This is a genomic window from Bacillus cereus group sp. BfR-BA-01383 (genome assembly GCF_022663495.1).
Taxonomy (GTDB): Bacteria; Bacillota; Bacilli; order Bacillales; family Bacillaceae_G; genus Bacillus_A; species Bacillus_A cereus_AU.
Genome location: NZ_JAKUFP010000016.1, coordinates 1 through 26,881, shown reverse-complemented (window position 1 = coordinate 26,881; position 26,881 = coordinate 1). Strand labels below are relative to the sequence as shown.

Below are 26,881 nucleotides of genomic sequence, written 5' to 3'. Positions count from 1 at the left end.
TCCACACCTTTTATTTTCACTATTGTACCACGTTCCCTAAGAAGAAGAAATCTTTCATTAATGGAAAATATTCATAAAAGAAATTATATCCAATCATCGGCATAATCCCCAGTATTACAATCGAAATTGCACAAACACTCATAACAACCTTTATATTTAACGGTAACCTAATTTTTTCTTCTGCCTCTCCAGCCCGGAAAAACATTTGCTGTAAAATACGGAAATAATATACGAATGAAATGACTGTCGTACCCATCATAATAGAAGCTAGTACGTAATGAGCTGGCTCTACATGAAGTGCGCCTAAAAAGATGTTAATCTTTCCAATGAAACCAGCTGTCCCTGGTATCCCGGCTAACGATAAAATAAAAAGCGTCATCACTATCGCTGTAAATGGCGATCGCTTATATAGCCCTGTGAAAATGGTGATATTTTCTTTGTCGCTTTGTAAGATCAAGCCATGGATAATTGCAAATGCCCCTATATTCATAAGCATATATGCAAGCATGTAAAACCACATGCTATCCATCGTAAATGGTGACAAAGCCACAAGCGGAACGAGTAAATACCCCGCATGCGCAATGCCTGAATAAGCAAATAGACGTTTTACGTTGTATTGTTTTAATGCGACTACGTTCCCAACAACCATCGTAACACTTGCTAGTACAGCAATGTATATGCTCATACGCCCGTATAAAGATTGCATCTCCCCTTGTATTGATACACTTGCAAAAACCATGAGGAACAGACGAATAATGAGTAGGAACCCCGCAATTTTAGAAATCGTTCCAAGAAAAGCAGTAACAGGTGTAGCAGCCCCTTCATATACATCGGGTGCCCACATATGAAACGGCACTGTTGCAATTTTAAAAGAAAGCCCAACGAACAACAGTAGAAATGCGAGAGCTAACAATAATTGAATACCACCAGCCAGCTCCTCGGTGAATACTTTTTGCATATCCACGATATTGGTTGAGCCTGTAATACCGTATAAATAACTCATTCCAAAGAGCGTAATTGCCGTTCCAATTCCTCCGTTAATGACGTATTTCATTGCCGCTTCATTTGATGCACGGTTCTTTTTTCGTATTCCTACTAAAATGTACGAAGAAAGTGACAGTAGCTCTAAACCGACAAAAAGTGTAATGAAGTCAACACTAGAAGACATGAACATCGCCCCAAGAAGGGCCATTAAAAATAAGTAATAATATTCTCCCTTATCTTCAATTGGATTCTTCTTGTCATCGCTCATTGCGGTGCATAAAATGAGAGCCGCTCCGCCTAATAACAACGTTTTAAATCCTTTTGAAAATCCATCTAACACAAACGATCCATTTAAAATATCTCCTGTTGGTTCGCTGTATAGCGTAATTAATGACACAATTGCGAATATGGCGGCGGCGATTGCACCAAGCGCTACGTACCTATGGTTCAGCTTAAAAAACAAATCACATATGGAAAGAAGGATGGCAGCTCCGAGAATAATGAATTCTGGCACCATTAGATGCCATGATAAACTAAGTAACGTATCCATATCCATCCTACTTCACCCCCAATGTTTCCAGTGTATTTTGAAGCGGATCCCCTAGTATTTCTGGCATTACTCCAATTGCAATAATACAGAAGATAAGCAATAGGACAGGGACGTACTCCCATCCGTGTAGATCAGATTTCGCTTCCCACTCTTTCTTCCCAAATGTCACTTGAAGTGTCGCTCTTAATACGTATACAGCGGTTAAAATAATACCAAGCACACCAACTGCAGCAATGACTGGCTCCCCTTGGAATAAACCGAGAAAAGCAAGAAACTCGCTAACAAATCCAGACATCCCCGGCAGTCCAAGTGATGCCATCCCTCCCGCTAAGAAGAAGCCGCTAAGTACTGGGACACTTTTTGCGAGTCCACCAAGCGCTGTAATATCCGACGTTCCAAAGCGCTGTTCTATAATACCAAGTAAAAAGAAAAGCAAGGCTGCAATTAAACCGTGCGACACAACTTGGAATAGCGCTCCTTGTGTACCTGGTGCATTAAGTGCTGCAAGCCCCATTAAAACAATTCCCATGTGCGAAATACTAGAGTAAGCAAGTACTTTCCTAAAGTCCGTTTGGATGAGTGCTAAAAAGGCACCGTACAATAAATTAATTACTCCTAAAATCGCGATTAGCGTTGCGAACTCGCTAAAGTATTCCGGAAATAACCCCTTCCCGAAGCGAATCATACCGTACGCCCCAATCTTTAGCAAAACGCCCGCATGAAGCATAACTACCGCAGGATGTGCTTCAATATGCACATTGACCATCCAGCGATGTAATGGGAAAACGGGTAGTTTAATCGCAAAAGCAATCATTATAGAAAGAAATAAACCGAACTGCAAACTACTCGGAATGGTCGCTCCTCCGCTACCCAAATTTGTTAAGATCTCTTTCAGTTCTAAAATATTTGTAGTACCTGTTTTCGCGAACAAAATCGAGAACACGATGAGCAAAATAGCCGAGCCAATACCGTTATATATTAAATAACTATATGCAGCCTTTTCGCTCGACAGTTTCCCCCACTTCCCAATTAATAAGAACATTGGTGGCAACGTAATTTCAAAGAAGATAAAGAACAATATTAAATTTTGAGCAGCGAAGACACCGAGCATCCCTATCTCTAGCATGAGTAATAGCATATAAAATGCTTTCAAATTTCTTTGAATAGAAAAGGCCGCAATTGCCGCAAGCATCGCTAGAAGGGCCGTCAGCACCATCATGACAAGCGATAGGCCATCAATACCAAGCTCATAGTAAATGGAAAACCATCTTTTATCCACCGCCGCAAAATCCCCAAATTTAATCCATTTCACTTTTTCATCAAATAACGATAAACTCTTTCCAGAAGCATATGTACAAGCGAGGACAATAGCGATTCCAAATGGAAGCGCCGTCCCAAATAAACCGAGCGCTCGCACTGTACGCGATTCTTTTTTCGGCGTTAATATAAGTAAGAGAATTCCTAAAAGCGGGGAAAAAATGAAGAACGTTAACAACAAATCATTCATCGTAAATCCCCTCCCGTATATAGCAAAATAATGACGAGTACTGCGAGTGAAACTGCTGTTACAGTGCCATATACTTGTACATTCCCGTTTTGAAGTTTCGATCCTATACTACTCGCACCTTTAACCAAACTTCCAATTAAAACTGCGATTCCTTCTACAACATATACTTCAAATAAGCGAAGCACATGAGCGATTCCCTTCGTAATAGGAAGCACCGTAACATTGTATAGTTCATCCACATAATATTTTTCTTTCAGGAGATTATGAAGGAAAGATCCTTCTCCTCCAGCCCAATTCCTTGCGATAATTTTCTTTCCATATATGAAATATGCAAGGGCAATTCCCGCAAATGAAACGAGCGTCGCAACAATCATAATCCAAACTGGTCCATGAGCTTCTTCCACCTTGAACCCTACATCTTTCGTAAGCCAATCTCCGAGAAACGTCCCAAACCATGGTGTATTGATATATCCTGCTACTACCGCGAGAACACCGAGGACAATCATCGGATACGTCATTGTGCGGGGCGATTCCTGCACGTCTCCCTTCGTCTTCGCTTCTCCAGTAAAGACAAGAAAGTATAGGCGGAACATGTAAAACGCTGTTAAAAATGCCGCAATTACTGCTAAAGTGAATAAAACGTAATTGCCATTCATCCACGTCGCCGCTAAAATTTCATCTTTACTAAAGAAACCAGAGAGAAGAGGAACACCACTAATTGCAAGTGTACCTATTAAAAATAGCGCAGCAGTTACTTTCATCTTCTTCTGTAAACCGCCCATTTTATTAATGTTTTGCGTGTGCACGGCATGAATTACACTTCCTGCCGCCAAGAATAGTAACGCTTTAAAAAAGGCGTGTGTCGTTAAATGAAAGATACCAGCTACATAACCAGCAGAGCCTAATGCGAGCATCATATACCCAAGCTGACTAACTGTAGAATAAGCAAGCACCCTCTTGATATCCGTTTGTACAAGGCCAATAGAGGCCGCAAATATTGCAGTGAACGCTCCAACGATTGCCACTGTCTGCATCGCCACCGCACTTGCTGAAAATAACGGGAACATCGTCGCTACTAAATATACACCTGCTGCAACCATCGTCGCCGCATGAATAAGCGCTGAAACAGGTGTCGGTCCTTCCATTGCATCAGGCAACCACGTATGAAGCGGAAACTGACCTGATTTCCCCATCGCACCGACAAAAATTAATATCGCCGTTATTGTAATCATAGAAGGAGGGAGGTCGCCCGTATGAATCGCCTGAAAAATTGCATCATATTCGAAACTACCTGCGTGCCAAAAAATTAAAATCATCCCAATAAATAAACCAACATCCCCAATACGTGTCATAATAAAAGCCTTTTTCGCAGCAGCCTTCGCTTCTTCTTTATAGAAATAAAAACCGATGAGTAAAAATGAACCGAGGCCAACTAACTCCCAAAATACATAGAGTTGTAATAAATTCGTCGATATAACGAGCCCTAGCATCGCAAACGTAAAGAGCCCTAAATACGCATAAAAGGTTGGTAATCTTTCGTCACCTTTCATATAACCTTTCGAATATACATGTACAAGTAAACTCACAAGTGTAACGATAAACAACATTAAAGCTCCTAATGCAGTCACCTCAAAGCCAAATGATATATCTATATCTCCAGCTCTAAGCCATACCCACTTATGCTTCACTGGTACTGTCGAAAACCTTTCTATTAATACAAGTACCGCAAATATAAAGGAGAGAAAGATGAAGAAAATACTAAGTACGCTGCTTCCTTCTCTAATTTTCTTCCCGAACGTAATAAGTAACAAAAACGAAACAAGCGGGAAAAGCGGTATGAGCCATGCATAATCGATCATTGTTTCCTTCCCCCTTTTCGGTCACAATGGCTATCCTTTGAGCGTATCCATTTCATCTACATGAACTGTCGTGCGATTACGGTACAAAGCAATCAAAATAGCGAGTCCTACCGCCGCCTCCGCTGCCGCTACAGCCATCGTAAACAGCGAGAAAATTTGCCCTGTTAAATTCGGAAACAACCCTAATTTGCTAAAAGCCACTAAGTTTAAATTGGCAGCATTGAGCATTAATTCGATACAAACTAATACGATTACTGTATTCCGCTTTGTTAAAGCTCCAAATAGACCGATGCAAAACAAAATAATCGCAAGTGTTAAATACGCAGAAGCTGGAACGCTACTCATTGGAATCCTCCTCTTTCTCATCCTTCTTCGCAAGTATAATCGCGCCAACAAGTGCTACAAGTAAAATAACCGAGGTTAACTCAAATGGAATAATATATTTTGAATAGAGAAGTGTACCGATTTGAAGTGTGTTGTTTTCATGGAGAGGTAAACTTCCTTGTGTGCTTTGATTTGAAAAATCGATACTATTAACAGCGAAATACATAACTGCTCCAAATGCTACAACCGCAAAGAAGATAATCCATTTTCGAAGAGTAAGACGCGATTCATTTTCCGCGTCATGTTTCGTTAACATAATGCCAAAAATCATAATAATTGTGATCGCACCAGAGTAAAGTAAAATTTGTGCAACGCCGATAAATTCGGCTGATAAAAGAAAGTATAAACCTGCAATGCTGAGGAATGTAAGAACGAGAGCTAGCATCATATGCATTACTTTTGTTAAGTTCAGCATAAGAATTCCGCCGATAATTGCAGACAAGGATAGGATAAAGAATGCTACAAACTCGCCATTCATGCTTTATTCTCCTTCCTGACGTTTTCGTCGTTTTCGTCAAGCCACTGCAAATTTTTAAATAAATCATCACGTGAATATTCCGCGAGTTCAAAGTTATTTGTCATAACAATCGCCTCTGTCGGGCAAACTTCAGTACATAAATCGCAAAGAATACAAATTTCAAAATTAATATCGTACGTATCGATAATTTTTCCTTTTTTCGTAGGATCAGGATGTTTTTTTCCCGTTAATTGAATGCAATCTGTAGGACAAATGTTAGAACATTGATTACAAACAATACATTTTTCCGGATAAAACTTTTGAATCCCCCTAAAGCGATCTGGCAACGGCAACGGTTGATTTGGATAATCATACGTTACCTTTTTCTTACTTAAATTACTAAGCGTATATTTTAAACCTTTAAATAGTCCTTTCATCTCTTACTGGCACCCCCTTTATAGATTAGAAGAATAACTCCTTAATCAATGCCGTTAAGAAAATATTTGCAAGCGCGATTGGTAATAGTACTTTCCAACCAAACTCCATTAACTGATCGCCCCTTATGCGCGGAAACGTAACGCGGAACCAAATTAATAGGAAGACTACACTGCTAAATTTCAAAGCAAACCATACAGCTCCTGGGATAAATCCAAGAAACATAACTGGGTTCCAGCCGCCTAAAAAGAGCACTGTAATTAAAGATGCCATTCCGAAAAAATATACATACTCTGAAAGCATGAAAAATGCCCAGCGAAACCCTGAGTATTCCGTATGATATCCAGAAACAAGCTCCGACTCCGCTTCTGGTAAATCAAACGGTGTCCTATTTAACTCTGCAACCGCTGCGATTAAGAAAACGACAAAACCAACTGGCTGTACGAAAATGTACCAAACCTTCTCCTGCGCTGCTACAATTTCATTTAAATTTAGGCTACCAGCTAACAAAACGACGCCAATTACACTCATTACGAGCGGAATTTCATAGGAAATCATTTGCGCCGCCGCACGCATCCCTCCTAAAAGGGAATATTTATTATTTGATGCCCATCCCCCAGTTACAACGCCAATTGTCGTAATCCCAGAAACAGCAATGTAATACAATAAGCCTACGCCAATATCTGCAAACTGAAATTTATCAGTAAACGGGATAACCACAAGCACCATAAATGCTGGTGCAAATGCAATGACCGGCGCTAATATAAATAACGGTTTATCTGCAGCTTTCGGAATACTATCTTCTTTTAATAATAGTTTCAAAACATCAGCTACCGTTTGCAGTAAACCGAACCGGCCCCCAACTTGGTTTGGTCCAATCCGTCCTTGCATAAATCCCATCACTTTCCGCTCTGCCAAAATGCCGTATGTAACGAAGCCCAGGACTGCAAATAATAGAAGCACCGCTAATCCGAAAAAAATGAAGAAATTCGTCCAGCTTGAAGGTGATTGTAAGAGCGTCTCAATCATTAGCCGTCAACCTCCCCAAGTACAATATCAACCCCACCTAAAATCGTAATTAAATTGGCGATGTTTTCACCTTTCAATAACTTCGGTAAGATTTGCAAATTATAAAAAGACGGTCTGCGAAATTTCAAGCGGTACGGCTCTTTCTTTCCATCACTAGCAATATAGCAACCAATCTCTCCGCGCGGCGATTCTATACGGACAAACGCTTCTCCCTTAGGTGCTTTAATAATTTTTGGCACTTTCGCTAGTACGGCTCCATCCTTTGGAAACTGCTGTACTGCTTGCTCAACAATTTTTAACGACTCCTCAATTTCTTCCATTCGGCAAACGTAGCGATCCCAAGCATCCCCAACGCTCCCAACAGGAACATCAAAGTCAAAACGATCATAAATCGAATATGGCTCATCTTTGCGAAGATCCCAGTTTACTCCCGTGCACCGCAAATTCGCTCCGCTTAAAGAATACGAAATCGCTTCTTCCGCGCTATATATGCCAACGCCTTTTACACGATTTAAGAAAATCTCATTACCGCTAACGAGGTCGTGATAACCTGCCAATTGCTCTCTCATATACGGAACAAACTCTTCCACTTTTTCAATCCAGCCATCCGGGGCATCCCACTTCACACCGCCGATTCTCATATAGTTAAAAGTAAGCCGTGCACCGCATAATTCATTTAATAAATTTATGATCATCTCTCGTTCACGAAACGCGTACAAAAATGGGCTAACTGCTCCTATATCAAGAAGATTCGTCCCCCACCAAACGAGATGACTCGCAATCCTTCCAAGCTCCATCGCAAGCACCCGCAAGTATTCGGCACGCTCCGGAATTTCAAGTCCCATCATCGTCTCTACAGCATGGCAAATGACGTAGTTATTCGTCATTGCTGATAAATAGTCCATTCGATCTGTATAAGGGATAATTTGCGTATACTGTAAGCTCTCAGCAATCTTTTCAGTCCCGCGATGCAAATACCCAATAACAGGTGTAGCTTCTTTAATAATTTCCCCGTCAATCTTAATAACAAGCCTGAACACACCATGTGTACTCGGATGCTGAGGCCCTACATTCAAAAGCATCTCTTCCGTACGAATCATAAGCTACACCTCCACATCATACGGTTCATAATCTTTCCTAAGCGGATAACCTACCCAATCATCAGGCATTAAAATACGTGATAAATTCGGATGCCCCTTAAATACAATGCCGAGCAAGTCATACGCTTCTCGCTCCGGCCAGTCCGCTCCCTTCCAAAGCGCTGTCACCGATTCTACTTGTGGCGCTTCTCGGTCCAGCTTTACTTTCACCGCTACTGACTGTTTCTTTCCATATGAAAATAAATGAACATACACTTCCATATGTGTCACAAAATCCGTCGCATGTAGCCCTGACATATAATCAAAAGCAAGTCCCTCATGGAATCTCAATGACTCCATCACTTCATAATATTTCGATGTATCCACCACAAGAGTTGGCACATCTTTTGAAAGTTTATTAATATAGGAATCTACTAATGCACTCTCTCCTACCTTCTCCCTAATAACCCCAACATACTGATTTAAATACGGCTGATTAATAGATGTTTCTTCCGGCTTCGGCTCATCTTCAGCCTTACCTTCAGTACCCTTTGTCTTTGCCCTTGCCGCTGCTGCCGCTTTCGCCTTTTCATCTCCCGAATCTCCGTTATCTTGCGAGGCTTTCTGTTTTGCTAACGCCGCTGCTTTTGCGGCTGCCACAGCCTTCGCCTTTGCTTTAGCCTTTTCCTCTTCCGTTACTTCTTCTGTTCCTTCTCGCTTTTGCTTCGCTAGCGCCGCTGCTTTTGCTTTTGCGGCCGCTGCTGCCTTCGCCTTCGCTTTGGCCTTTTCCTCTTCCGTTACTTCTTCTGTTCCTTCTCTTTTCTGCTTCGCTAGTGCCGCTACTTTTGCCTTTGTAGCGGCTGCTGCCTTCGCCTTCGCTTTGGCCTTTTCCTCTTCCGTTACTTCTTCTGTTCCTTCTCTTTTCTGCTTCGCTAGTGCCGCTGCTTTTGCTTTTGCGGCCGCTGCTGCCTTCGCCTTCGCTTTGGCCTTTTCTTCTTCCGTTACTTCTTCTGTTCCTTCTCGCTTTTGCTTTGCTAGCGCAGCTGCTTTTGCTTTTGCGGCCGCTGCTGCCTTCGCTTTCGCTTTCGCCTTTTCCTCTTCCGTTACTTCTTCTGTTCCTTCTCGCTTTTGCTTCGCTAGCGCCGCTGCTTTTGCTTTTGCGGCCGCTGTTGCACGACGTTTTGCTTCTTCTACAGTCAGTTCGTCATTTTTTGGTAGCGCTTTCTCTTTTTCTTGGTTTTCTGTCTCAAGTTTAGATATTTCCGCATCATGTTTCGCAACAAGACGTTTTCTCGCTTCTTCCTTCGCACGTCTAGCCGCTTCTCTTTTCAGATCCTCTAAGTCTTTATTTGGATCACTCATTTATTCGTCACCTGCTTCCCTGTCTTTGCCTCGTAACGAATTTTCTCTTTCAACTTATTAATTCCATAAATTAAAGCTGCAGGATTTGGTGGGCATCCAGGAATATACACATCAACTGGTACAATCTGATCTACACCTTTCACAACAGCGTATGAATTTACATATGGACCACCGGCTGTCGCACAAGACCCCATCGCAATAACCCATTTCGGTTCGGGCATTTGATCGTATAAACGCCGAACAATAGGAGCCATCTTCTTCGTTACCGTTCCCGATACAATCATGACATCTGATTGCCTTGGTGAAGTCCGAAAAAATGACCCAAATCGATCTAAATCATAATGTGATGAACCTACTCCCATCATTTCGATCGCACAGCATGCCAGTCCAAACGTCATCGGCCATAAAGAGTTGCTCCTCGCCCATCCTTTCAACTGTTCCAATGTAGAAAAAAAGATATTTTTTTCTAATTCCGCTCGTTCATTTGGATGTAATTCCTCAAAATTTATAACCATTGTAACACCTTCTTTTTCCAAGCATACGCTAATCCAACTAGCAACATTACAACAAAGATGAGCATTTCAATTAATGCAAATAAACCTAACTTGTCATATGCAACAGCCCATGGGTATAAAAATAAAGTTTCTACATCAAAGATGACAAACAATAAGGCAAAAATATAATAACGAGCATGAAACCGAATATTTGCATCATGAAAAGGCTCAATCCCACTCTCATACGTCGTCGCTTTCGCTGCACTCGGTTTGTGTGGGCGCAGCATCCTTCCTAATATAAGAGCCACTACCGGCAGCAATATGCCTAATATCAAGAAAATCAAAACGATCATATAACTATTTTCATATACACTTGCCATTGTGAAACCCTCCCCCCTGGATTAAGAACAAGTTCACATAGTAAACAATATGTCCTAGTTGCAGTAATTATTATTTTTAAATTTTTCTAAATAATGCAACTATTTTAATCATTATAACAAACTTCAAATTCCTATGTCGATATGTTGGGGGCAGAAACAAGATTTATTAAAATCTATTTTTACAACTCGTTATACCTGTGCAAAATAAACATAGAAGTTATTTTTTTAAAATCGTAAAAATAAAAAGAGAAGTTTATATGTATATACCGTAGGTGATATAAATGAAAAAACAAACACATGTAAGTATTCTTATAAGCATTTTATTGTTGTCTATTGCGATTCATTACGTCATAATGCCTTTTTTATATGAATACTCATTTTCTTTTCAAATATTAATCGGAATGAGTACCCTATTAATTGATATTATCGCTTGTAGCTATATACTTTATTTTTCAAATATGAAAGAAGGATTACCTCGTTTATTTTGGTTAATATTATCCGTTGGAACTCTTTCTTATTTCATCGGTGATATAGTCGTTTCCTATCAACGTTTAATTTTAAAGGACTACTATACGTTCGTTGATCCGTCCGACTTTTTTTACTTACTTTTTTTAATTAGCTTTGCGCTTGCCTTTCTATACGAAATCATTTACAACCGAGATTTATTAGAAAAACTTTTTATGCTATGTGATATTTGCATTATCGTTACAGCCCAATTTACTTTAAGTTACTACTTGCTTATTGAGCGAACCATTCACGTTTTTACAACAACCTATATCGACATGTTTGTTCAACTTGCCTATCCAATGGCTGATTTGCTCTTTCTTTTAATAGGAATCAATCTTTTATTCAGACCGTTATCCTTATTACCAAAACAGGTTGGTGCACTTCTTGCCAGCGCTTTAATTTTGTATGCTACTACAGATGCTATTTATGCTTATATAAAATACTTCACACCAGCGTATTCTATGTTCACAATCACTCCGTTCTATCAAGTGGTCTTAGTACTAGTAGCAATCGCCTGTATTCTTCATACAAAAGAGCCTGAAAAACAAGAGCAAGTACTATTAACGCCTAAATTTGGTGAATCAATCCGATTATCATTACCTTATATTTCTGTAGTAATGCTTATTGTTTTTATATTAATTGAATATGTTTTTGCACCCATTGTAGTAATTGGTCTTATGATAACTTTCACTTTCGTTCTCATACGCCATAGTTTAGTTCGAAAACAAAATAAAATATTATTGCTAGCCCAAATGCAATTCAACTCGGAACTCGAGAAACAAATTGAACTACGTACAGAAGATTTAGTAGAACAAAAAAATGAGCTCTATCATAACCAACAAATGTTTAAATCTTTATACGAGCACCATCCAGATCCAATCTTCACATTAGATTTGTACGGTAATTTTCTCAAAGTGAATAACGCTGGTACTATGTTACTCGGTTATCAAACGAATGAACTATTAAATCAGCCCTATTACTCACTCATATACGAGGAAGATTTAGAAGAAATTATTAATACTTTTCATCATGTGAAAAAAGGGAATTCTATCTCTTTAGAAACACGGGCATATCACAAAAACAGAGATATTTACTACTTGCATGTTACGGCTGTTCCCATCTTTTTAAAGGCGCATATTTCTGGGGTCTATTTAATGATTAAAGATATTACGGAAAGCAAACAACAACAAGAACAAATTAATTTCCTAGCATATCATGATACTTTAACGGAGCTTGCAAATCGCCGTGCATTTCATCAATATTTAGAAAAAGCGATTGCACAAGCAAAAGTATCAAAAAGGCCTTTTGCTGTTATGTTTCTCGATCTAGACCGCTTTAAAGTTATTAATGATACACTCGGTCACCGGGTAGGGGATCTCCTATTAATTGCAGTGGCAAAAAGGCTCGAACAAATATCGACACAGAATATGAAACTTGCTCGACTAGCTGGGGATGAATTCACAATCCTTATCGAAAATTATACAAAAAATCCAGATGTACAAAAAATAGCTGATATGATTATAGCAGCCATGAACGAACCATTCAAAATCGAAAATCAACATTTACAAATCTCACCGAGTATCGGAATTGCGATATATCCTGAAGCAGGTGAAGATCCGTTATCTATTTTACAGCATGCTGATATGGCCATGTACGAAGCAAAAAATAGAGGGAAAAACGGTAGCTCTCTTTACACAAAAGAACTATATAAAAAAATGGAGCGAAAAGCTCGAATCGAAAAAGATTTGCCACTTGCTTTAGTAAATAAAGAGTTCTATCTCGTGTATCAACCACAAATTGATATTACAACGAGAAAAATTATTGGTGCTGAAGCATTAATACGCTGGAAACACCCGCTACTAGGCGACATTCCGCCGTGTGAGTTCATTCCCATTGTAGAAGAGACTCCTCAAGTCATCCCGCTTGGACATTGGGTGCTAAAAGAATCGTGTTGCCAATTAAGACTATGGCAAATGCTTGGCTACACAGATTTAAAAATGAGCGTGAATTTATCAGCAAAAGAGTTTCAGCAGGATCAATTAATCGAAAATATTTCCCAAATACTACAAGAAGTCAATGTGAATCCTAAATATGTAACACTCGAGCTAACCGAGAGAATTGCGATGACCAATGAACAGGAAACATTATTAAGGCTAAAACAATTAAAAGAATATGGTATTCAAATATCTATTGATGACTTTGGTACCGGCTACTCTTCTCTTGCATATTTGTCGATTTTCCCTATCGATACATTAAAAGTACCAAGAGAATTTACACAACTAGCCGATCATCGACCTGAAGAAAGGGCCATCGTTTCAACCATTCTTTCTCTTGCAAATACTTTAAATCTTTCAGTCGTTGCGGAAGGAATTGAAACAGAAAAACAGCTAAAGTTTTTACAAAAAAATAACTGTAAATATATGCAAGGTTACTATTTCAGTAAACCTCTAACAAGTAAGCAATTTATAAGATTTCTACAAAAAACACCCAGTATGAACAAATAGTTCACACTGGGTGTTTTTATCCCGTAAAAGTCCGATTGGTTCAAATCAGTGGGAGATGTCCCCCCCACTGATTACAGTTTCACTTTATATTGTTGGAATTTTTTTCTCATAATATTCTTCTGCAATCTCTTCGTAAAAAGCTGCAGCTGTTGTATAGAAATATGGAATTAACCATAGGAATCCAATCCCGAGTGTAATACAACTTAATATAAACCAACCAATAAAACTTAAGCATAAAAGGAAATACTCCATTTTATGCCCATCCATCATACGACGGCTTTCTGTAATGGCTTGATTCAATGAATATTCAGGATGATCGTTTATAATGAAATACGTCATTGCATAAGAAAACGATTTAATAATGCCTGGAATAATGAAAAGTAAAGTCCATAAAAAAAGATAAAGATTCACTAATATATATACTAAAAATGATTTTAGAAATCTTTTTCCCTTTGTAAACCAAACAAACACATTACCGATACTAGCTTGTTTTTCACGAATGATATTTAAAGCAAGATAATACCCACCTAAAGTTAATGGCCCTGTAACAAAAAATGTGAAAATATTTATTGAAAGTGAGCCCTTTGTTTCTTGCCAACCAAAAATTGAAGAAACTCCCAACTCAACACTAAAACTAAAAGTCATGATAAGAATTGAAATGAGTAGTGTAGCTCCGACAGCTAATCCCCATTTCCCTTCTAATGAATCTAGTGCTTCTCCTTTTAAATCACCTATCATACTTAACTTAGCCTCCTATACGCAATAATTCTATTAGTATAGCATGTTCTTACTGCAATTCGTCTTTTGAAATGTATCGATAAAAACGTGCTGTCGTTGCACTCATATACGGACTAAGCCAAAGAAAACCTATTCCAAGTGTCAAAATCGCTAAAATAACCCATCCTATAAAACTAAGCCATAAAAGAAACAAGTCTAACTTATGTCCCTTCATAAGATGCTTACTTTCTTTCATTGCCTGTGACACACTATATTCTGGATTTTCAATCATCACATAGTACGTCAGCGCATAAGAAAAATACATCACAATCATGACAACAATTGAAATCGCTAATAGTACGAAGAAAGCAATTGCAAACGACGTATTCCCTTCCTCACCAAAAAATGCGAATAAGGCTAATAGCAACATTGGAATCCATGTACCTGTATATAATAGAATCGCAAGCATCGCCCACATCGTTTTCATCATTCTTTTAAAGCCACGAAATCCTTCGAATAAGTCATCTATCCTAGCTCTTTCTCGTTTACTAATCTGTAAAAATACATTTGTATAACCGTATGATGTAATACCATATGATGCATTACTCAAAATTATCATAATGCAATAAAAAATTCCAAATGTAATACCTGCCCCAATTGACAACGTTTCTTCTTCAACTGAACCAGTGACACTAACAAATAAGAAAAATATAATAATTCCTGGAATTAAAAGTATGAGCATTGCAGCCATTGCAACAACATAACTTAAAATAAAATATAAAATCGTTGATCCAACACCTAGTCCCCATTTTCCCTTTAAAGAGTGCAACGCTTCTCGTTTCATTTCACCAATCATTTATTCATCCCCTTTATAAATTGTTGTACATTCTCTACTTATACAAGCATCAATATAATTATACCATTTTTGTAAAATTATCCATAAACTACATAAAAAAATCCGTAAAGGCAAAGCCTTTACGGATTTTTTATTTCATATCAGAAACGTTTAAACGGTTCACAGCACGCTGTAAAGCCATTTCTGCACGTCTAAAGTCAACATGTGCTTGTTTATCTTGCATACGTTGCTCAGCACGACGCTTCGCTTCATTTGCACGATGGATGTCGATATGGTTTGCTTCTTCAGCAGATGATGATAATACAGTTACTTTATCTGGACGAACTTCGATAAAGCCACCGCTTACTGCTACATAATCAGTGTGTCCACCGTTTTTCAGACGAACTGCACTAATTTTTAATGGTGCAACAGTTGGAATGTGACCTGGTAAGATCCCCATTTCCCCACTCTCTGCTTTTACACTTACCATTTCTACTTCTTTTTCGTAAACCGGTCCATCAGGAGTTACAATACTGACTGGAAATGTCTTCATACTTCGTCCCTCCTAAGGCCTTACGCCATCATTTTCTTCGCGTTTTCAATAACTTCTTCAATGCCACCAACTAAGCGGAATGCATCTTCTGGAAGGTCATCATATTTTCCTTCTAGAATTTCTTTGAAGCCACTAACTGTATTTTTTACAGGTACGTAAGAACCTTTTTGACCTGTAAACTGCTCAGCTACGTGGAAGTTTTGTGATAAGAAGAACTGAATACGACGAGCACGATGTACAACTAACTTATCTTCTTCAGATAACTCATCCATACCTAAGATAGCGATGATATCTTGAAGCTCTTTATAACGCTGTAAAGTTTGCTGCACTTGACGTGCTACTTCATAATGCTCTTCTCCTACGATTTCTGGAGAAAGCGCACGAGATGTAGATGCTAATGGATCTACCGCTGGGTAAATACCCATTTGTGTTAAACGACGCTCTAAGTTTGTTGTTGCATCTAAGTGAGCGAACGTTGTAGCTGGTGCTGGATCAGTATAGTCATCGGCTGGTACATATACCGCTTGGATAGACGTGATAGACCCTTTATTTGTAGATGTAATACGCTCTTGTAATTGACCCATTTCTGTCGCAAGAGTTGGTTGGTAACCTACCGCAGATGGCATACGACCAAGAAGGGCAGATACTTCAGAACCTGCTTGCGTGAAACGGAAGATGTTATCGATGAACAATAGTACGTCTTGTCCTTGCTCATCACGGAAATGTTCAGCCATTGTTAAACCTGTTAATGCAACACGTTGACGTGCTCCAGGTGGCTCGTTCATTTGTCCGAATACCATCGCAGTTTTCTTAATTACGCCAGAATCGCTCATTTCGTGGTATAAGTCATTACCCTCACGAGTACGCTCACCTACACCAGCGAATACAGAGATACCACCGTGCTCTTGTGCGATGTTGTTAATTAATTCCTGAATTAATACTGTTTTACCTACACCGGCACCACCGAATAGACCGATCTTACCACCCTTAATGTAAGGAGCAAGTAAGTCTACTACTTTAATACCAGTTTCAAGAATTTCTACTTTAGTAGATAATTCTTCAAATGCAGGTGCTTGACGGTGAATTGGATCACGACGTACATCCGCAGGAACATCACCATCTAAGTCAATTGCATCACCTAATACGTTGAATACACGACCAAGTGTTGCATCACCAACTGGTACAGAGATTGCTTTACCAGTATCTTCTACTTCTGTGCCACGAACAAGTCCATCTGTGGAAGACATTGCAACTGTACGAACTGTGTCATCACCTAAATGAAGTGCAACTTCAAATGTTAAGTTAATGCTTGCTCCGTTTTCGTTGCTTTGTTTTACCGTAAGGGCGTTGTAGATTTCTGGTAGCTTTCCGCCATCAAACTTAACGTCTACAACCGGACCCATGATTTGCGTAACGCGCCCTTTATTCATCGGGTTCCCTCCTAGCTTTCTTTTAATTAGCCAGCTTTCTAAGAGAAGTCGGCTTTTAATTTTTTTATTAGTGTAGCTTTCGCGGTTCTCCTGAAAGAACCGCTTCCGCTTTTTATTGAATCTAGCTCCAGCGGTTAGAATGTTCGGTGGCTTCGCTTTTTCCTACGAGGCACAAATCGCCTCTACGTCAAAAGCTCTATCCCCCTCTCATTCTGAACGAACCGCTTCCGCTTTTTAATACTATTCTAACGCTGCTGCTCCACCAACGATTTCCGTAATTTCTTGCGTAATCGCTGCTTGACGCGCACGGTTGAATGAAAGTGTAAGTGAATCGATAACTTCCATTGCGTTGTCTGTAGCACTCTTCATTGCTGTCATACGCGCCGCATGCTCACTTGCTTTACCGTCCAGTAATGCACCGTACACTAAGCTTTCTGCGTATTGTGGCAATAATACTTTTAAAATTTCTTCTTCAGAAGGTTCGAATTCATAAGCTGTCGTCGGTTTGTCAGACGCCACATCAGTAAGCGGTAAAATTTTATTTTCCGTTACTTCTTGTGAAATTTTACTTACGTAATGGTTGTAGTAAATGTACAGCTCATCATAAGCACCATCTGCAAACATCGCAATTGCTCGAGAAGCAAGATCTTTAATATCAGTAAATGATGGGTGGTCAGATAGTCCAACTACTTCATCAATGATGTTAAAGCCGCGACGTTTTAAATAATCACGTCCTAGTCGTCCAAGCACAATAATAGAATATTGGTTTGAATCCATATTATGACGTTCACGAATTACGTTACTAACTGTACGTAATACGTTACTGTTATAACCACCTGCTAGTCCGCGATCCGATGTAATAACGATGTATCCTGTACGCTTTACAGGACGCGCATTTAGCATTGGATGATTAATCCCTTTGCTTCCTTGCGCAATGCTCGCTACTACTTCTTGAATCTTTTCCATATACGGAACGAAAGATTTAGCATTTTGCTCTGCACGGTTTAACTTAGATGCAGATACCATCTCCATCGCTTTCGTAATTTGACTCGTTTTCTTTGTCGAGGTAATCTTCGCTTTTATATCGCGTAAAGATGCCACAGGTTTTCACCACCTTTTTTCCGGAAGTTGGCACGATTAGTAAGAATCCTCTTCCTAATCTACGTTGCAAGATATTCTTGCTCATGATTGAAGGAAAAGAATAGGTGCACCTACTCTTTTCCTTTACATAACCGTCAGCAATCTCAGAAATTGAGATGCCTTTTATATGATCTAGCTTCAGCGACTTGAATGAGCCGCTTCCGCTTTTATTTATTATTCAGAAGCTACGAATACTTTTTTAAATCCATTAATTGCTGCTGCAAATTTGTCGTCATCCGCAAGTTTCTTAGTTGTGCGAATTTCTTCTAATAAGTCAGTAGCATTAGAATCTAACCAAGCATGGAATTCTTCTTCGAAACGAGTGATATCTACTACTGGGATATCATCTAGGAATCCACGTGTTAAAGCGTAAAGAATGATAACTTGTTTCTCTACACGTAACGGTTTGTGTAATCCTTGTTTTAATACCTCAACTGTACGAGCACCACGGTTTAATTTCGCTTGTGTTGCTTTATCAAGGTCAGAACCGAACTGAGCGAACGCTTCTAACTCACGGTAAGATGCAAGGTCAAGACGAAGTGTACCTGATACTTTACTCATTGCTTTAATCTGAGCAGATCCACCAACACGAGATACTGAAGTACCCGCATCGATCGCTGGACGTACGCCAGAGAAGAATAAGTCAGATTGTAAGAAGATCTGTCCATCCGTAATAGAAATTACGTTTGTTGGGATGTAAGCTGATACGTCCCCTGCTTGTGTTTCGATGAAAGGTAGTGCAGTTAAAGAACCGCCGCCTCTTGCATCACTTAATTTTGCTGCACGCTCTAATAAGCGAGAATGTAAGTAGAATACATCCCCTGGATAAGCTTCACGACCTGGAGGACGACGTAATAGTAATGAAAGCTCACGGTAAGCCGCTGCTTGTTTTGATAAGTCATCATATACTACTAATACGTGTTTACCATTGTACATGAACTCTTCACCCATTGTTACACCAGCGTAAGCAGCTAGGTATAATAATGGAGCTGGTTGAGAAGCTGATGCTGTTACAACGATTGTGTAATCTAATGCACCGTGCTTACGTAGTGTTTCTACTACGTTACGTACTGTTGATTCTTTTTGTCCGATAGCTACATAGATACAAATCATATCTTCATCTTTTTGGTTAATGATTGTATCAAGTGCAACTGCTGTTTTACCTGTTTGGCGGTCACCGATGATTAACTCACGTTGACCACGGCCAATTGGTACAAGAGCATCGATCGCTTTAATACCTGTTTGAAGTGGCTCATGAACAGATTTACGATCCATTACACCTGGTGCTGGACTTTCGATTGGACGAGTGTTTGTTGTATTGATTGGGCCTAAACCATCAACTGGTTGACCTAATGGGTTTACAACACGACCGATTAGTTCTTTTCCTACTGGTACTTGCATGATGCGACCAGTACGACGAACTTCGTCACCTTCACGGATTTCTGTGTAAGGTCCTAAAATAATAATACCTACGTTGTTTTCTTCTAAGTTTTGTGCTAGTCCCATAACGCCATTAGAGAACTCTACAAGTTCACCAGCCATAACGTTATCAAGACCATGAGCACGCGCGATACCGTCACCAACTTGGATAACTGTACCAACATCACTAACTTCGATTTCAGACTGATAGTTCTCGATTTGTTGCTTTATCAGTGCGCTAATTTCCTCAGCTCTGATGCTCATGTGCTTCACCCCTATCTATTCTTCATTAATTCACGTTGAATACGTGCTAATTTGCCTTGTAAACTTCCGTCATAAATGCGATTTCCAATACGTACTTTAATGCCGCCTAGTAAATCTTCATCTACAACATTTTTCACGCGAATTGCATCTCTTCCCGTTCTCTTTGCAAATGCTTCTGCAATGTTAAGCTTCTCTTCTTCAGATAGAAGACGAATAGAATATACAGTTGCATCCGCTACGTTACGTTCTTCATTAGCAAGAACAACATATTCATCTGCAATTTCAGGTAAGATATCAATGCGCTTGTTATCAATTAAAATATATAACGTATTTAAAATAGATTCAGAAACAGATCCGAATACGTTTGCAAGAAACGTTTTCTTCTGCTCTTTTGAAATGTTCGGTTGCGTTAAAAAGCTATGTAGTTCTCCGTTCTTTACATAAACGTTTTGTACAAGGCGTAATTCCTCTTCAAACATTTCTAATACGTGTTTTTCTTTTGCAATTTTAAAAAGAGCGACAGCATAACGTTTTGCTACAATCCCATTGCTCATCGCGCTTCTCCTACTTCTTTAATATAATCGCGAATTAACTTCACTTGATCTTCTTCTTTTAATTCTTTTTCAATTACTTTAGAAGCAATTTGAACAGATAAAGAAGCAACTTGTTCTTGTAAAGCAGCAATCGCTTGCTCTTTTTCGCGTTGAATTTCTTGTACAGCAGATGCTTTAATTGACTCTGCTTCTTCTTTCGCAGCAGCAACAATAACATCTTTTTGATCTACAGCTTGTTTTTTCGCTCTTTCGATTAACTCTTGTGCTTCAACACGCGATTGTTTTAACATCTCACGTTGTTCTTCTACTAATTTCTTCGCTTCAGCGTTACTTCTTTCTGCAGCATCGATTTCATTAGTAACATGCTCTTCACGTTCTTTCATAATTCCCATTAAAGGACCCCACGCAAATTTGCGTAGCATTACTAATAGAAGTAAGAAAATGAACAATGTATAAGCAATCGTTCCAAATGGAATGGCAGCCCCTAATAATAAAGTTGGCACAAGGATTCACTCCCTTCAAAATATCTAAATTGATCATATGAAAAAAAAAGACATACGTTTCGTTCATAAAGCAATGGCGAAGAAAGTTCAAAAAACACTCTTCGCCATCTATGTAAGGGGAGTCTCCCTTATTTGTTCATTACGATGAAAGCAATAACTACACCGATGATTGGAAGTGCCTCAACTAAAGCAACCCCGATGAACATAATTGTTTGAAGTGCGCCTTTTAATTCTGGTTGACGAGCAACACCTTCGATTGTACGTGATACGATAAGACCGTTACCAATACCTGCACCTAATGCTGATAAACCAATTGCAATTGCAGCTGCGATTACACCTAAACTCATTTAATTTGTCCTCCTTTGTATTATAAAAAAATAAATTTTTTCTTACTTAAATTATATTAATGGTCATGGCTTACTTTATGAGCCATATAAACCATCGTTAACATTACGAAAATAAATGACTGGATTGATCCAACGAATACACTGAATCCCATCCATGCTAACATCGGTACAAGTGCACCTAATGCTCCAAGAACTGATGCCCCGCCTAACTTAGCAAGTAATCCTAATAAAATCTCACCTGCATAAATGTTACCGAACAAACGAAGACCTAACGTTAATGTGTTAGCAAACTCTTCAATAACCTTTAATGGGAATAAGAATTTCATCGGTTGGAAATAACCTTTAACGTATTCTTTCGTACCCTTCATCTTAATTCCATAATAATGGGTGAGGGTAACTACCATCACGGCTAATGTTAATGTAACTGCTGGATCAGACGTTGGTGATCTCCACCATGCAATATGTTCGCCAGCCTCAACTGTTGAATACATGAATGGTAAACCAAGGAAGTTCGATACGATGATAAACATGATAAGCGTAACGCCAAGCGTTAAGAAACGTCCACCTGTTTTCCAGTCCATCGTACTATTGATAATCCCTTTCACGAAGTCAAACACCCATTCCATGAAGTTTTGCATCCCGGTTGGGCGAAGGGCTAAACTGCGAGTTCCTATAACAGCGATTAAGAAAACAATAACTGCTGCTACAGTAACCATCATAACTGATGACAAATCGAACGTTAAACCTAGAAATTCAACTAATTTACCGTGTTCCACTAGTAATTCACCTCTCTTCCCTGCTCTTATACTCTAAATAAAGAAAATCTATGATCATGACAAGGTATCCTGTCAGCAATCCTACACCTAAGCCCCACATCGCAATTAACTCTTGATATTTGGCTGCAAATAAAATTAATAACCCAATCGTGGCGAATCTTGAATATGTACTTACCGCTGTCGCCTTAAACTTCACGTTTTCTCCATTTGTTACGCGATCTAATAGCTTGTCTGTTCTACGTGCAATGATGCGCAAACTAAGAAAACTGAAAATCGTTCCGATAATCAGCCCAAGAAATACATCCTTGTAAGAGGTAAATCCCCATCCTAGCACTAGAAGCGCAAGCAAGTAGTACATATATTTCTTTTGTCTTTGGACAAGTCCATGTACGTCTATCATCATTGCTCTCCCGAATAGTAATGTCGAATGAGTCGAATCATTGCGTATATCCCTGTTCCTAACCCGAGTAATAACCCTATAATAAGAAACAATGGAAACGTTCCAACCTTATTATCAATCCATTGCCCACCAAAGATTCCAATAAGAATAGAACCGACTAACTGAGCAAGAATTCCTGACATTAAAGCATATGCTTTTATATGGCTGCGATCGTTTTTTTGCAAGGATTCATCCCTCCAATATGTAACCCTCATTCACGATGTATTAATAATAACTCATTTTTCTGCATAAATTCTATACAAAATAAAAAGTTTACATTTTCGTCACGGAATAGATGTATTTTTGTCACTGAAAGCCCTACCATCTATCCCCGTTGTTAGCATACAATAGGGTATTAACAGTGTCAACGAGAAATCGTAAAAAATCAAAAAATTTGAGTATTAGTCATTTCCTCCCAAAAATGAAAACGTTCCCCTTCTAAATACTGGTTAGAGATATGCAATTTCTAACAGTTTTCTCTTTATAATAGAAGAAAATGTTCACAGCTTTGTCACTATTATGTTTTTAAGATATAGCGCTTTCCTTCCATAATATAGTGCTCCCTAGACGTAAGACTTCTATATTATATGTGTTGTGTATGTAACTTATGTTGTATATACCCTGTATATTTATCTTCCCCTCCCCCGCTCGCTTAGGGCGAAAAAAAGACGAGCGGGGAATCCCCCTCTCGTCTGTTGTCTTATTTCGTTCCGAATAAACGGTCACCAGCATCACCAAGACCTGGAACTACATAACCATGGTCATTTAACTTCTCATCTAATGCTGCTACATAAATATCAACATCAGGATGCTCTTCTTGTACTACTTTTACACCTTCTGGAGCAGCTACGATACACATTAATTTAATTTGCTTTGCACCGCGCTTTTTCAGAGAATTAATTGCTTCCGCTGCAGAACCACCTGTTGCTAGCATCGGATCTAGTACGATAAAGTCACGCTCTTCTACATCCGTTGGAAGTTTCACATAGTATTCTACCGGTTGCAATGTTTCAGGGTCACGGTATAGACCAACGTGTCCTACTTTTGCTGCAGGAATTAATTTCAGAATTCCATCAACCATACCTAAACCTGCACGTAAAATCGGAATTAAACCAAGTTTTTTACCAGCGATCACTTTTGTTGTCGCTTTGCTTACAGGCGTTTCAATTTCAATGTCTTTAAGTGGAAGGTCGCGAGTAATTTCGAAAGCCATTAAGCTTGCTACTTCGTCCACTAATTCACGAAAATCTTTCGTACCTGTATTCTTATCGCGAATATATGTAATCTTATGTTGAATTAACGGGTGATCAAATACATACAGTTTTCCCATGTGAATCTCTCCTTTAGATGATATTCATGCGTTCACACGCTTTTTTACACTATTTACGATTGTAAAGAAAACGCTACTAATATTCAAGGGCAAATTTGGCAAAATCATGATTTTGCGATGAATCTATCTAGTATCTTTACCAATTATGGGAGCTGTATCCTTCATTATATCGCCAAAATTTATTCATCATTTGTATACATACTTTAAAAATGATATATGCCCAAGAAAAAAGACTGCCGAAACAATTACATTTCAGCAGTCTTGTTCAATCTATTATAGATCTGTATACATTGGGAATTTGCTTGTTAACGCTTCTACACGCTTACGTGCTTCTTCTAATGCAGATTCATTCTCATGATTTTTTAATGTATAAGCAATAAGTGCCGCAATTTCATCCATTTCTTCTAAACCGAAACCACGAGATGTTACAGCTGCCGTACCGATACGTACGCCGCTTGTTACAAATGGGCTTGCTGTTTCAAATGGAATTGTATTTTTGTTCACTGTAATACCAACTTCATCTAATACGTGTTCTGCTACTTTACCTGTAATTTCTAGGTTACGAACATCAATTAAGATTAAGTGATTATCTGTTCCACCAGAAACAAGTGTAAGCCCTTCTTTTTGAAGACCTTCAGCTAAGCGATTAGCATTGTTTATAATATTTTGTGCATATGTTTTGAAATCATCTTGAAGTGCCTCACCAAACGCAACAGCTTTTGCAGCAATTACGTGCATGAGTGGGCCACCTTGAATACCAGGGAAGATTGATTTATCAATTTGTTTTGCAAATTGCTCTTCACATAAAATCATACCACCACGTGGGCCGCGTAATGTTTTATGTGTTGTCGTTGTAACGAAATGTGCGTGTGGTACTGGATTTGGATGTAAACCAGCTGCTACTAAACCAGCAATATGTGCCATATCAACCATTAAGTATGCGCCAACTTCATCAGCAATCTCACGGAATCGTTTGAAATCGATAACACGAGGGTATGCACTTGCACCTGCAACGATTAATTTTGGTTTATGTTCTTTCGCTTTTGCTAATACGTCATCGTAATTAATACGGTGAGAGTCAGCATCCACGCCATATTCTACGAAATTATATTGTACTCCACTGAAGTTAACAGGGCTTCCGTGTGTTAAGTGACCACCATGAGATAAATTCATACCAAGTACTGTATCGCCTTGCTCTAAAATCGTGAAGTATACTGCCATGTTCGCTTGTGCACCAGAATGCGGTTGAACATTTACATGCTCTGCGCCAAAAATTTCTTTCACGCGATCACGTGCGATATCTTCTACTACGTCTACGTGCTCACAGCCACCATAGTAACGTTTTCCAGGATATCCTTCAGCATACTTATTCGTTAAAACAGAACCTTGCGCTTCCATTACTGCCTCGCTTACGAAGTTTTCCGAAGCAATTAACTCAATCTTTGAACGCTGTCTTCCTAGTTCTGCCTCAATTGCAGCAAATACCTTTTCATCTTGACGTTTTAAATGATCCACCAAAATCCCCCTTTTCTGAACGAATTACATCGATTCCCAATAGTTTTTTCTCATTTATTCAGAAAAAACGAAAATTCAGGTTGTAATTCTTTCGAACCTTCATGTTTTCAACTACATTCTAACATGACTTTCTATATCATAAAAGAAAAAAAAGACCGAAAATCGGTCTTTTCTTTCTTCTATTATAAAGTCAGACAACATACCTTTTATCTTACGATACAAAGCTGTTATACGACTTCCTAGTTTTTCATATTTAACGGCAAGTAATCGTTTCTTCCTTCGCCGCATAAACAGCACGTGCTCCACCAATTAGTTTTCCACGCGTTTTTGCCATTGTTACATGTGCATTTCCAATTTCCTTCACACTTGTACGAACCGGAACAGCTACATGCTTTAAATGCATACCGATAAATGTATCGCCAATATCCATTCCAGCATCCGCTTTAATAAATTCAACTACTACCGGATCTTTCAAATTGTGATACGCATATGTCCCCAATGCACCACCCGCTGATCTAACAGGCGTAACTGTTACAATTTCAAATTGATATTTCATCGCTACATCTCTCTCAACTACTAAAGCACGATTTAAATGCTCACAACATTGAAAAGCCAATTCGATACCTGTTTGCTCTTGAAATTGTTTTAACTCAGAAAAAATCGCTTCTGCCACTTCCATCGTTCCTGATGTTCCAATTCTTTCCCCTAGCACTTCGCTCGTGCTACATCCCACTACAAAAATTTGACCACTTTGTAATGAAGCTTGTTCTTGGAAATCAGAAAGCGACATTTGTAGCTGTTCTCTTACCTTTACGATTTCTGTCATTACGCCTCTTCCTTTCACAGGTTGGTTCACCAAATTATATTTCATACTACTTATAGTCAGAATCTATTATTTTGTTTCGTACGTTTTAATTTTTCCTACGCGGTTTTCATGACGTCCACCTTCATAGTCAGTCGTTAACCAAATTTTTGCGATATCACGTGCTAGGCCAGCTCCAATTACGCGCTCGCCCATTGCTAGCATGTTCGTGTCATTATGCTCTCTCGTCGCTTTCGCGCTAAAAGTATCATGAACTAATGCACAACGAATACCATTTACTTTGTTTGCTGCAATTGACATACCAATGCCTGTCCCACAAACTAAAATGCCACGATCTACTTCACCATTCGCTACCATTTCAGCTGCTGGAAACGCAAAATCAGGGTAATCAACAGAACCAGCTTCACATTCACAACCTAAATCAATATATTCAATATTTAACTCTTCTAATAAACTTACAAGTTCTTTACGGATATTCATGCCGCCGTGATCAGATGCTACTACTACTTTCATTTTTACCCCTCCAAAGTTTCAATCCATTATCTTCATTGTTCACTCCACTACCTTAATAGTAGGAAATGCTCTCCAATATCGTATTATACACGAAACATCAACCGATACGATAAACTTAACTAAATCTATACAATTCAATCAAATTTACACAAGTTAGTGCTTCATCGTGTTCTCGCAACCCCGAAGGGACGA

General features: G+C 39.0%; 29 protein-coding genes. 1 reads left to right on the top strand and 28 read right to left on the bottom strand.

All coding sequences use genetic code 11. From position 1 onward, the window contains the following. Positions 1 to 19: 19 nt before the first annotated feature. From nuoN to nuoA, 11 genes are read right to left on the bottom strand one after another with little or no spacing between them, the layout of a single operon-like run. Positions 20 to 1,534, bottom strand: coding sequence for an NADH-quinone oxidoreductase subunit NuoN (nuoN, locus tag MR065_RS15920; protein WP_396022376.1), 1,515 nt, complete (start codon positions 1,532 to 1,534; stop codon positions 20 to 22). Positions 1,535 to 1,541: 7 nt separating this feature from the next. Continuing rightward, complete coding sequence (locus MR065_RS15915) at positions 1,542 to 3,041, bottom strand: NADH-quinone oxidoreductase subunit M (RefSeq protein WP_242214329.1); 1,500 nt, start codon at positions 3,039 to 3,041, stop codon at positions 1,542 to 1,544. After that, entirely contained in the window at positions 3,038 to 4,900 is a 1,863-nt protein-coding gene (nuoL, locus tag MR065_RS15910; RefSeq protein ID WP_242214328.1) for an NADH-quinone oxidoreductase subunit L, read from the bottom strand. The genes MR065_RS15915 and nuoL overlap by 4 nt, the downstream gene beginning before the upstream one ends. Before the next feature lie 30 nt (positions 4,901 to 4,930). Further along, entirely contained in the window at positions 4,931 to 5,245 is a 315-nt protein-coding gene (nuoK, locus tag MR065_RS15905; protein WP_000100078.1) for an NADH-quinone oxidoreductase subunit NuoK, read from the bottom strand. After that, the gene (locus MR065_RS15900; RefSeq protein ID WP_098269762.1) at positions 5,238 to 5,762 is read right to left on the bottom strand and encodes an NADH-quinone oxidoreductase subunit J; all 525 of its coding nucleotides are present in this window, start codon (positions 5,760 to 5,762) and stop codon (positions 5,238 to 5,240) included. Before MR065_RS15900 ends, nuoK begins: the two co-directional genes overlap by 8 nt. After that, positions 5,759 to 6,178, bottom strand: coding sequence for an NADH-quinone oxidoreductase subunit NuoI (gene nuoI / locus MR065_RS15895; protein ID WP_000677191.1), 420 nt, complete (start codon positions 6,176 to 6,178; stop codon positions 5,759 to 5,761). The genes MR065_RS15900 and nuoI overlap by 4 nt, the downstream gene beginning before the upstream one ends. A gap of 25 nt (positions 6,179 to 6,203) precedes the next feature. Next, positions 6,204 to 7,205 (bottom strand): NADH-quinone oxidoreductase subunit NuoH, encoded by a 1,002-nt coding sequence (gene nuoH / locus MR065_RS15890; RefSeq protein ID WP_242214327.1) that lies wholly within the window; start codon positions 7,203 to 7,205, stop codon positions 6,204 to 6,206. Beyond that, positions 7,205 to 8,305 carry an NADH-quinone oxidoreductase subunit NuoD gene (nuoD, locus tag MR065_RS15885; protein ID WP_242214326.1) on the bottom strand — a complete coding sequence of 367 codons (1,101 nt, stop codon included), beginning with the start codon at positions 8,303 to 8,305 and terminating at the stop codon, positions 7,205 to 7,207. Before nuoD ends, nuoH begins: the two co-directional genes overlap by 1 nt. A 3-nt stretch (positions 8,306 to 8,308) precedes the next feature. Further along, positions 8,309 to 9,646, bottom strand: coding sequence for an NADH-quinone oxidoreductase subunit C (locus tag MR065_RS15880; protein WP_242214325.1), 1,338 nt, complete (start codon positions 9,644 to 9,646; stop codon positions 8,309 to 8,311). Then, positions 9,643 to 10,161, bottom strand: a complete 519-nt coding sequence (gene nuoB / locus MR065_RS15875; RefSeq protein ID WP_242214324.1) for an NADH-quinone oxidoreductase subunit NuoB — start codon at positions 10,159 to 10,161, stop codon at positions 9,643 to 9,645. Before nuoB ends, MR065_RS15880 begins: the two co-directional genes overlap by 4 nt. Then, positions 10,152 to 10,520, bottom strand: a complete 369-nt coding sequence (gene nuoA, locus MR065_RS15870; protein WP_242214323.1) for an NADH-quinone oxidoreductase subunit NuoA — start codon at positions 10,518 to 10,520, stop codon at positions 10,152 to 10,154. The genes nuoB and nuoA overlap by 10 nt, the downstream gene beginning before the upstream one ends. A gap of 281 nt (positions 10,521 to 10,801) precedes the next feature. On the opposite strand from nuoA, the gene MR065_RS15865 reads away from it, so the two are divergent. Then, positions 10,802 to 13,531, top strand: coding sequence for a putative bifunctional diguanylate cyclase/phosphodiesterase (locus MR065_RS15865; RefSeq protein ID WP_242214322.1), 2,730 nt, complete (start codon positions 10,802 to 10,804; stop codon positions 13,529 to 13,531). An 84-nt stretch (positions 13,532 to 13,615) separates the two neighbouring features. On the opposite strand, the gene MR065_RS15860 is transcribed toward MR065_RS15865, so the two are convergent. The 17 genes from MR065_RS15860 to rpiB all read right to left on the bottom strand — a co-directional run bounded on the left by MR065_RS15860 (position 13,616) and on the right by rpiB (position 26,689). Next, entirely contained in the window at positions 13,616 to 14,269 is a 654-nt protein-coding gene (locus MR065_RS15860; protein WP_242214321.1) for a DUF975 family protein, read from the bottom strand. Positions 14,270 to 14,318: 49 nt separating this feature from the next. Further along, a complete protein-coding gene (locus MR065_RS15855) occupies positions 14,319 to 15,104 on the bottom strand; it encodes a DUF975 family protein (protein ID WP_242214320.1) in 786 nt (261 codons plus the stop codon). A gap of 130 nt (positions 15,105 to 15,234) precedes the next feature. Next, positions 15,235 to 15,636: a F0F1 ATP synthase subunit epsilon gene (gene atpC / locus MR065_RS15850; protein ID WP_000847215.1), complete on the bottom strand. Its 402-nt coding sequence runs from the start codon at positions 15,634 to 15,636 to the stop codon at positions 15,235 to 15,237. 20 nt (positions 15,637 to 15,656) lie between these two features. Further along, complete coding sequence (atpD, locus tag MR065_RS15845) at positions 15,657 to 17,066, bottom strand: F0F1 ATP synthase subunit beta (RefSeq protein WP_001032589.1); 1,410 nt, start codon at positions 17,064 to 17,066, stop codon at positions 15,657 to 15,659. A 240-nt stretch (positions 17,067 to 17,306) separates the two neighbouring features. After that, a complete protein-coding gene (atpG, locus tag MR065_RS15840) occupies positions 17,307 to 18,167 on the bottom strand; it encodes a F0F1 ATP synthase subunit gamma (RefSeq protein ID WP_000157703.1) in 861 nt (286 codons plus the stop codon). Between the two features lie 213 nt (positions 18,168 to 18,380). After that, positions 18,381 to 19,889 (bottom strand): F0F1 ATP synthase subunit alpha, encoded by a 1,509-nt coding sequence (atpA, locus tag MR065_RS15835; RefSeq protein ID WP_000027511.1) that lies wholly within the window; start codon positions 19,887 to 19,889, stop codon positions 18,381 to 18,383. 11 nt (positions 19,890 to 19,900) lie between these two features. Beyond that, complete coding sequence (gene atpH, locus MR065_RS15830; RefSeq protein ID WP_097902981.1) at positions 19,901 to 20,443, bottom strand: F0F1 ATP synthase subunit delta; 543 nt, start codon at positions 20,441 to 20,443, stop codon at positions 19,901 to 19,903. Continuing rightward, positions 20,440 to 20,946: a F0F1 ATP synthase subunit B gene (gene atpF / locus MR065_RS15825; RefSeq protein WP_001142618.1), complete on the bottom strand. Its 507-nt coding sequence runs from the start codon at positions 20,944 to 20,946 to the stop codon at positions 20,440 to 20,442. Before atpF ends, atpH begins: the two co-directional genes overlap by 4 nt. 128 nt (positions 20,947 to 21,074) lie before the next feature. Then, entirely contained in the window at positions 21,075 to 21,293 is a 219-nt protein-coding gene (gene atpE / locus MR065_RS15820) for a F0F1 ATP synthase subunit C (RefSeq protein ID WP_000052064.1), read from the bottom strand. 56 nt (positions 21,294 to 21,349) lie between these two features. Further along, positions 21,350 to 22,069 carry a F0F1 ATP synthase subunit A gene (gene atpB / locus MR065_RS15815; protein ID WP_000399876.1) on the bottom strand — a complete coding sequence of 240 codons (720 nt, stop codon included), beginning with the start codon at positions 22,067 to 22,069 and terminating at the stop codon, positions 21,350 to 21,352. Between the two features lie 7 nt (positions 22,070 to 22,076). Further along, entirely contained in the window at positions 22,077 to 22,469 is a 393-nt protein-coding gene (locus MR065_RS15810) for an ATP synthase subunit I (protein WP_000567600.1), read from the bottom strand. Next, positions 22,469 to 22,693 (bottom strand): AtpZ/AtpI family protein, encoded by a 225-nt coding sequence (locus MR065_RS15805; protein WP_001171218.1) that lies wholly within the window; start codon positions 22,691 to 22,693, stop codon positions 22,469 to 22,471. Before MR065_RS15805 ends, MR065_RS15810 begins: the two co-directional genes overlap by 1 nt. A gap of 26 nt (positions 22,694 to 22,719) precedes the next feature. Further along, the gene (locus tag MR065_RS15800; RefSeq protein WP_097902984.1) at positions 22,720 to 22,833 is read right to left on the bottom strand and encodes a DUF4024 domain-containing protein; all 114 of its coding nucleotides are present in this window, start codon (positions 22,831 to 22,833) and stop codon (positions 22,720 to 22,722) included. A gap of 375 nt (positions 22,834 to 23,208) precedes the next feature. Beyond that, positions 23,209 to 23,838: a uracil phosphoribosyltransferase gene (gene upp, locus MR065_RS15795; protein WP_000517536.1), complete on the bottom strand. Its 630-nt coding sequence runs from the start codon at positions 23,836 to 23,838 to the stop codon at positions 23,209 to 23,211. Positions 23,839 to 24,111: 273 nt separating this feature from the next. Next, complete coding sequence (gene glyA, locus MR065_RS15790) at positions 24,112 to 25,353, bottom strand: serine hydroxymethyltransferase (RefSeq protein ID WP_141436272.1); 1,242 nt, start codon at positions 25,351 to 25,353, stop codon at positions 24,112 to 24,114. Positions 25,354 to 25,606: 253 nt separating this feature from the next. Continuing rightward, positions 25,607 to 26,197: a TIGR01440 family protein gene (locus MR065_RS15785; RefSeq protein WP_242214319.1), complete on the bottom strand. Its 591-nt coding sequence runs from the start codon at positions 26,195 to 26,197 to the stop codon at positions 25,607 to 25,609. 48 nt (positions 26,198 to 26,245) lie between these two features. Further along, a complete protein-coding gene (gene rpiB / locus MR065_RS15780; protein ID WP_000869917.1) occupies positions 26,246 to 26,689 on the bottom strand; it encodes a ribose 5-phosphate isomerase B in 444 nt (147 codons plus the stop codon). Positions 26,690 to 26,881 lie beyond the last annotated feature (192 nt).